This is a genomic window from Deinococcus aerolatus (assembly GCF_014647055.1).
In the GTDB taxonomy this organism is placed as follows: domain Bacteria; phylum Deinococcota; class Deinococci; order Deinococcales; family Deinococcaceae; genus Deinococcus; species Deinococcus aerolatus.
Map to the genome: position 1 here is coordinate 1 of NZ_BMOL01000039.1, position 7,891 is coordinate 7,891.

Consider the following 7,891-nt stretch of genomic DNA (forward strand, 5'->3'; position numbering starts at 1 on the left):
TAGAGCGCGGCATCGAGACGGAGTCTGGTGATCACGGTGATCGGACGGCCCTGCTGGAGGTCGGCGAGCCACCTGATGACCGCGTATGCGCTGTCCGCCACCACGATCAGTTGGCGTCCTGGACACCAGCGCTGAACGACACGCAGCATCTGCCGGGCCCAGTCGGTCAGGGTCTTATGCCGGTGACCGCGCTCTTCGTGGTAGCGCTGTGACGGCACAAGTGCCGTCAGGAATGGCAGTGCCCAGATGCGATTGGCCCAGGGAATGGGAGTCAGCAGCATCAAGCTCAGCCAGCGGAGACCGCCGGCTTTCACGAAGTGCCCCTGGCTGGACCGCACCGGATCGCGATAGATGCCTCAGGCGCTGATCTTTTTGCCGGTTCGTCGTTCGATGGTGTCGTCCAAGCCGAGGATCAGCGGCCCAGAGGGGACGAAAGCGGCCAGGAGCAGACCGAGCAGGACGCGACTGGCCTGCAGACTGGACCAGCGCGCCCGATTCAACAGGCGGTGAAACGGACCAAACCTGGGATCGTCTGCCAAGCCGAGGACCCGCAACGCCGAAGTCACCGTCCGCTTCCCAGGGGACAACACGGCCCCAATCACCAGGAGTTGAACCTGCGGCCAGATCCGCGTGGAGAAGAGCGGGGCGAACTCGTCCAAGATCCGAGTGAACCACTTCGGAAGGAGTGCCATGCTCAAGTCTGACAGGGGGAGCGGCATGCCGCTCCCCCTGTCAATGGCCAAAGTCCAGCTAAGGTTTTGGAATTAATTTAAACGTCCCAGATATTGTGACCTCACTACGAACGATGCTGCTTTTATATTCATAAATTGTATGTTTGTAATCAAATGATAGACTATCAGAATCATGAGTGATATTAGATTTGATTAAATTACCTGGTACTTGTTCAAGCTGTGCTTCTGACCGAACTGCAGATGCGTGAAACCCACATGTACTATCTTTGGGATCATAAGCTCCAATCGCGAGAGACATCACATTACCGTCCACAACAACGAGGCTGCCACCGCCAGTCCAGTTGGCATGATATCCGGTTGGACAAGATGCCGTTACTTTTCCATTCTTCGTATCTTGGATATTTATCACGTTTAAAGATCGAAACAACCCACCAATATTTCTTTCTGGACCATATTTTATAAGATCAACTAATACATTGGCCACATTCGTGTAACGAACGTACGTTACAGGCTGCAAATTAAAATCTGATGTATGTTCATAACGAACAGAGGAAAAACTTCCAATTAAAGAGCATTTTTCAACATTATAGTAATCTCTAGCACTGCTAAGCAAATTGAAATTACAAAGACTGTCTTTTACAGTTAAGGTGACGTCTCTATAAATTTTAGATTGATCTACCCACTCTACACCAGGGCGCTTAACATCCAGTTGCAGCATTGCGCGGATGGTATATGTACCAGCAGCCAAAGGAGAGTGGTATAAGCCTGTCAACCGATCGATAACTCCATGGCCCGCACCACCAACGACTGACCAAACAACGCGTCTCCTATATCCGTTGGTATCGCTAAGGGCATTGATCGTTGCTTTTAGTTGAACATCTTTATTTGTAGCGACAATCCCTTCATTACCTGTCACCTCAATATCAAGTGGTTCTAGGCAAGGCAACGGGTCTACTGTTCCAGCAAAACGACTGTTACGATATTCAATGTGCAGATGTGGTGCATCTTTTGCAGCACCCGTATTGCCTGAATTGGCAATCCATTGATTGACAAGGAGCCTGTCTCCAGGAGTCTTCCCCATACGTGCTTTCACACGGGTTGAACCCTTCATTAAGTGCATGTACACAACGTAATGGCCAGCACCTGTCTTAACGACGATAAATTCTCCTGCTCCACCGTATTGCCCTTTTGGCGAGATTTTTTCTTGAAAACCTATTGCAACCACTTCTCCAGAAGTAATTGCAACAACTGGTTTGCCAATAGGAGCCACAATGTCCACGCCATTATGAAAAGGACTTGATTTTAGAGGCCTTGGCCCAAATGGGCTGGAGATCGAGAGTGCCTCACCAAGGAACGGAGAGAACAATTCCTCCGTTTTGCACGTCTCCTTGATTGTCTGCGCTGAGACTGGCTGGAGGGCAGGAGCCAACGCAACAGACAGCACCGCTTCGGCGCGCCCATCAGTACGTCGTTGTGATGCGAACACCCAAGAAGGCACATCCCCTGTTATTGAACGCGATGCCGCCTCGTAGGAGGAGGGAAGCGGACGGAAAAGGTCAAGCATCCCCCCTTCTCCTTCATTTTCACTCTCCTGCGTCCACCCAAATAGCATTGGTGTGCTGCCCTGAGGCACGTTAAATGAAGACGGCAATTTCATCGTCACGCGCATGTCCTTCAGTGGACGTTCTGGTGTAACCACACGAACCTGATAGTCGGAGAGCAATGTTACATCTTCCCCTGCCACAGACACATCGAAGGCCTGTTGTGCTTCAGCGTCCTCCGTCTGCATCAACTCCACTGGCTGTGCAGATGCAAAAGAACCGTCTACAAATGTAACTATTGCAACACCTTGAAGCTCTACACTTCCTCCAGATGGAGTGATAGTGACCGTGGGCGGTGCATTGGCAGGGGCTGGGGAGGCTTGCATGCACCCTGCCAGCAAGAGCGTCATGCTAGTCAGAAGTGTCCTTACTAAATCCCTATTCATACTAGACCTCCATAATTCCCCAAACATCAGAGGAAGTGACACCCCAAGGTGCACCGAGATGTTAAAAATAATTCGCGATCTGTGAGGGGGATTAATGGGTGTGCTGTAAACCAGAGTGATGACCTTCCAGGGCCCCAATGGGGTAAGACGAGGAGGGTGGTAAGGCAGCGACTGGGGCGATTGAACATGGATTACGGGTAAGGCGACACCTCAGCCGTAACGAATAGAATCCGCGACGCTGGAAATGATCTGTGTTTAAAGACAGGGGTGGCGGATTGATCAGAACGCGGTAGATCAAGGTGAGAACGCTCCAAACGCCCAAGGCAGTTAGGCGCGGAGCCTCATATGGTGGCCGCTGGTGACTGATAGAGGAGGGCTTGATGTGTGGTCCTTCGGGCTTCTTCGTCATGGAGCTCCTAGGAGGCATCTAGAGATGGAAGGAACACGAGATCATTCAGGTATCGTTCAGATGACGCGTGCTTGATTCACTAGCTTGGAGAATTTTCTCAAGACCTATTGCGCAGTTATGAGCCAAAACAGGGAAAATGCCGTTTCAGAGGTCGAAAACCACTTCTAATTAGTCTGAGTTCAAAAAAGTCAGGTTTTTTCGGCCAAGACGACGTTGTTCAATTCTCCCCCCTTATCTCGCAACAGGTCATCAACAGATCGGCAGTGCTCCGAACAATGACTGCAGCGCCACGCCGAGGCTGAAATCCAAATACGTAGGCCTGTAAGAGATTCCTCGGAAACCAATCTTTTGGGGAACGAAGTAGTCCTGAATTTTCTAGAATAACAGTAAGTGTACGATCTCAGCAGCTGACAACTTCGTTTTTGGCTGTCTCAGACGGCATTACGGTGGCCCAACGATCCCCGTCGGGAGAATTTGGGAGTGTCGAGAGCCTGCCCGTAACCAATAGCCCCCATTCCGATCTCCGATAACGTTTTTTGCCTGTGGCTCCCACATCTGCCATCACCACCGGAGTCCAGCGAGCAGCAGTGACGGGGGGGGGCGAGCTTTTGTCCACCTCCCGGTCACTTCTGACACGGACGGTTCACTTTTCGCTGAACACGTCGTCTGGGTTGTTGCCCGTCACGCTGCCGCCGGGCTGGACGTAGGTGGCGTTCTTCCTGTTGAAGACGCCGCCGCCATTGCTGGGGGCCGTATTGCCAGTCACGCTGCCACTGGTAATGGTCAGTTTGCCGTCGTTGAAGAAGCCGCCGCCCACGTTGGTATCCGTCGCTTGGTTGCCGCTGACGGTGGCCCCGGCCAGCACAAAATCACCCTCTGGAGAGGTCTGGTAAGCTCCCCCAACAAAAACCCCACCGCCGAACCAGGCCGTATTGTCCTTGATGCTGCCGCCGCTGGCGGTGAAGGCTGACCCGGAGTACAGCCGCACGCCACCGCCGCCGCCCTGATTCTGGGCGGTCATCCTGCCTGTCACCGCATTGCCGCTGATCTCGCCGCCCGTCATGTTGACCTGACCACCTACTAAAACGCCACCGCCCGTTTCAATGGCCTGATTGCCCGTGATTTTGCCGCCCTTGATGTTTAGGGTCAGGGCTTTGCGGTCTGCATTGCCGGTGTTGATGCCGCCGCCGATCCTGGCCTTGTTGCCCCCAATGACCAGCGTTCCCTCCAGCGTGGTGGTGGTGGTCCGTCCGGTCTGAACATACATGCTGATGCCGCCGCCGCTGCCATCGGTGGTGTTGTTCTGAATGCTGCCGCCCGAAAGGGTCATGCTGGCGTCGCTGTTGATGCCGCCGCCGCCCAGTATGGCGCTGTTGCCGCTGACGCTTCCGCCTGTCATCTGGAACAATCTGGTGGCCTGCGACAGTTGAATCCCGCCGCCGTACCTGCTGGCCAAGTTGTTGTCAATCGCGCCGCCCGAAACCGTCAGATCACCCCAGTTGTTGATGCCGCCGCCTGTGCCGCTGCTGTTGCCTTTGACGGTACCGCCGCTGATCCTAATGATCTGATTGGACCAGATGCCGCCACCGCCCGTGTCGATGCTACCGGTGGTCTTATTGCCGTCAACGCTGCCGCCCGAAATCGCTAGCACCGGCCGCGGATCGCTCGCAGCATTTCGCACCATCACGATGCCGCCGCCGTAATAGGTTGCCGTGTTTCCGTTGACGTTGCCCCCGGTGAGAGTGACATCCCCAAAGCTATAGATGCCGCCGCCCCCGCAGCCCTCCGTGCCATCTGCTGTGGTGATGTTTGGAGAGGTACACTGGTTATTATCCACGCTACCGCCACTGATGGTCACGAGGCCGCCGGTGAAGTTGAAGATGCCTCCACCGGCATATACCGCCACATTGCTGGTTACTTTGCCACCTTCCATCTTCAAAACACCTGCATTGGAGATGCCTGCACCGTGACCATTGCTTTCCGTCGCGCCTGCGGGAAGCGCCTTCGCCGCATTGCCACTCACACTGTTCGTTCCCTTGAGGGTCAGCGTCCCGGTCTTGAGGTTGGCGATGCCGCCGCCCACATTGGCCTCTCCACCTGTGATGGCCGTGCCGTCCAGTGTCAGCGTGCCCTCGTTCAGCAGCACGCCGCCGTAGGTCGCCACGCTCAGATCCTGTTTGCCGATACTTGCCACCGTGATGGGCGCTCCAGTGCCGCCTTTCAGTGTGCCGCCCTTGATGGTCACGGTCACGCCGCTGGGCACTTCCAGGGCGCGGCCCTTTCCGGCTGCGTCGATGACGCCGCTGCCCAGGTTCAGCGTCACGCTCTTGGTGAGCTTCAGCGGACCAGCCAGCGTGATGGTGCCGGAATCGAGCCGTAACGTATCGCCTGCTTTTGCGCTGCCCAGCAATTCGCGCAGGGTGCCGGGACCGCTGTCGGCCAGGCTGGTCACGGGTGTGCCGGGGAGCGGTGGATCGACAGTGCCGCCACCGCAGGCAGCGAGCACAAGCGTGAGTGAGACCAGGGCCAGACCTGCCGTGTGCTGCTGTCTACGCATAAATCCTCCGCTCCACCTCTGACCTGTCCTGACGCGCTGCATCCAATTGATGGTGAGCAGAATCATAAGACGGTGGTGGATAAATAATCCCGTCATTTTGTTACCGGGTGTGAACGCAAGTGACCGTAAGGTCATCTTTGTACCTTGATCCCATACAATTGAAGCCACTCTCGAATTCGTCACTTTGAGGAGCCTTCATGGAACGTTCGGCCCCGGCGACACACGGCTCTCATGCCCCTGCAACGCTGACGGTCCAACTCGACAAGGAAATTTGCCGTCTGGTCTGGAACGGTTACGTTCTGCCGCTCTCGGAAAAATGGGTGGTGTTCTATGCCCTGCTGGCAGTCAACCACGAACGCCACGTCAGCACGGATGAGATCTGCGACCACCATCCCTGGAGCCGCCTGAGTCCCAGCGTGGCGGGCCGGGACCTGTGGCGCTTCACCAGAACGCAGGAGCCGGAACTGTTCGGCCAGCGCGTCACCAGCAGCCCGGCCCGGCAGGCATCCAAGCTGTTTGCGCTGGCCCTGGGTGAGCGGATCCAGCTCCGGTTTGACCCGGCGCGCCCGGTGATCTTCGATCACCTGCGCTCCCTGCGGATTCACCGCAACACGGTGGCCGTGGAGCTGGGCGAATGCACGCTGCTGCTCCAGAGTGGCCTGGTGGCCCAGGCGCTCGAGCGCCTGGTCTCGATGCAGGACTGCACGCTGTCGGCCAACGATCAGGCCCAGATCCTGACCCTGACCACCATGTGCCTGGAAGACCAGGGGGGCATCGACGCCACCGCGTGCCAGTTGCCCCTTCTGCTGGCGGCGTCGCACCTTCCTGGCCTCAACCGACTCAACCGGGCGCGCCTGCTTGTCCGGGTGGCGCGCTATTACACGTTGAAAGCCCACTACACCCAGGCACACTCGTATTTCGTCATCCTGCGTTCCCTGCTGGTTCCTGAGGACGGCGTGGAATATTGCTGGTTCCACATCAACTACGGCGTGTACCTGCGCCGAACCGGCCATCTGGAGCGGGCCATTCACCATCAGCGCCTGGCGCACGACGTGGCGCAGGCGGCGCAGTGGTGGCACGGCGTGTATTCCGCGCGCTCCAACCTGACCCTGATGCATCTTTCACTGGCCGAGACCAGTCCAGCGCCGGCACGTCAGCGGCTGCTTCAGCAGGCGCTGGACTGGGCACAGCGGGCACATTCGACAGTGACCCTGACTCGGCAGCAACTGGCGATGGCCCAGACCGCTGTCCTGGTGGCGCGATGCTACCGCTTGCTGGGAAAAACCATGGAGGCGCGGCACTGGCTGGACAAGGCCCGGGTGGTGGACCACCACCCGGAGCTGGCACTGCATCTGGCAGTGGTGTGGGATGAACAGGCCCTGCTCGAAGAGCAGGGGGGTCACCACTTCCACGCCCACCTGGCCCAGGCACAGGCGGCGGCTTGCCGGGGAGAGCAGGAATGACGGGAAACGGCGGCAACTCAGGACCCGGGCCAGCGCCCCCCCTCTACAAACTCTTCTGGTGGAGCGTCGTCCCCCTGCTTACGGTGCTGCAGGCGGTTTCGCATTACGCGGAGGGGCGTCCCCCAGCCGATCTGGCGCAGCGAAGAGACTTCACCAGGGCCTGCCATGAAGCTCTGGCCCAGACCTTGCCACGTGACGTGATGGGCTTCTCCCCGATCTACCCGGAAGCTCTTCATTCCACCGCTGAGGGATACCGCTGGGAAGGCAGGACCACAGGCGACGGAGACGCGGGCAAATACCTCGCGATAACGATGATCTGTGAAGGCTCGCCCCAGGACCCCAAGCTCCGACTTCAGATGCGTGAGGTTTCCATCGACGATTCCTCTTATTGGTAGTCCGTTGACACTGAAAGTTTTGGCGTCCCACACATAGCTTAAGTGACATAGAGCCGAAGAGGTACGCCTCTTCCTACCTGTTCAAGCAGCTGTAGAAGGCGTCGTGGTGGGCGCTCCGTTGAATAGGCGCGCCAAGCCTGCCAGATCCAGACGAATGGCCCCAACCACAGGCGTACCTGATGCAGCAACACACTCCACCCAGGCAGATGCATCGCATCTGCCTGGGTGGACACATCGCCCTTGGATGGAGGCGAATGCTCAGCCCACCAGTGCAGGAAGCAGAATGCAGCGCACACCAGACTCCAATGCCGCCGAAGGGCAATGTCCGATCGAGCCTGGCAATGCGTCCAGCCCAGATGCTGCTTGATCTCCCGGTAAGCCTGCTCGA

At 57.2% G+C, this 7,891-nt stretch carries 4 protein-coding genes and 2 pseudogenes; 2 read left to right on the forward strand and 4 right to left on the reverse strand.

Features of this window, described 5'->3' with window-relative positions; all coding sequences use genetic code 11:
• The 3 genes and pseudogenes from IEY31_RS18055 to IEY31_RS18065 all read right to left on the reverse strand — a co-directional run.
• A pseudogene (locus IEY31_RS18055) lies at positions 1 to 719 on the reverse strand (IS701 family transposase); the annotation flags it as partial.
• A gap of 31 nt (positions 720 to 750) precedes the next feature.
• Complete coding sequence (locus IEY31_RS18060; protein ID WP_188974347.1) at positions 751 to 2,643, reverse strand: M23 family metallopeptidase; 1,893 nt, start codon at positions 2,641 to 2,643, stop codon at positions 751 to 753.
• A gap of 1,088 nt (positions 2,644 to 3,731) precedes the next feature.
• The gene (locus IEY31_RS18065; protein WP_188974348.1) at positions 3,732 to 5,645 is read right to left on the reverse strand and encodes a beta strand repeat-containing protein; all 1,914 of its coding nucleotides are present in this window, start codon (positions 5,643 to 5,645) and stop codon (positions 3,732 to 3,734) included.
• A 197-nt stretch (positions 5,646 to 5,842) separates the two neighbouring features.
• Between IEY31_RS18065 and IEY31_RS18070 the strand changes: the two genes are divergently transcribed.
• Both IEY31_RS18070 and IEY31_RS18075 read left to right on the forward strand, forming a co-directional pair.
• The gene (locus tag IEY31_RS18070; RefSeq protein WP_188974349.1) at positions 5,843 to 7,108 is read left to right on the forward strand and encodes a hypothetical protein; all 1,266 of its coding nucleotides are present in this window, start codon (positions 5,843 to 5,845) and stop codon (positions 7,106 to 7,108) included.
• Positions 7,105 to 7,503, forward strand: coding sequence for a hypothetical protein (locus tag IEY31_RS18075; protein WP_188974350.1), 399 nt, complete (start codon positions 7,105 to 7,107; stop codon positions 7,501 to 7,503). Before IEY31_RS18070 ends, IEY31_RS18075 begins: the two co-directional genes overlap by 4 nt.
• 38 nt (positions 7,504 to 7,541) lie before the next feature.
• On the opposite strand, the pseudogene IEY31_RS18840 reads toward IEY31_RS18075, so the two are convergent.
• A pseudogene (locus IEY31_RS18840) lies at positions 7,542 to 7,891 on the reverse strand (IS701 family transposase); the annotation flags it as partial.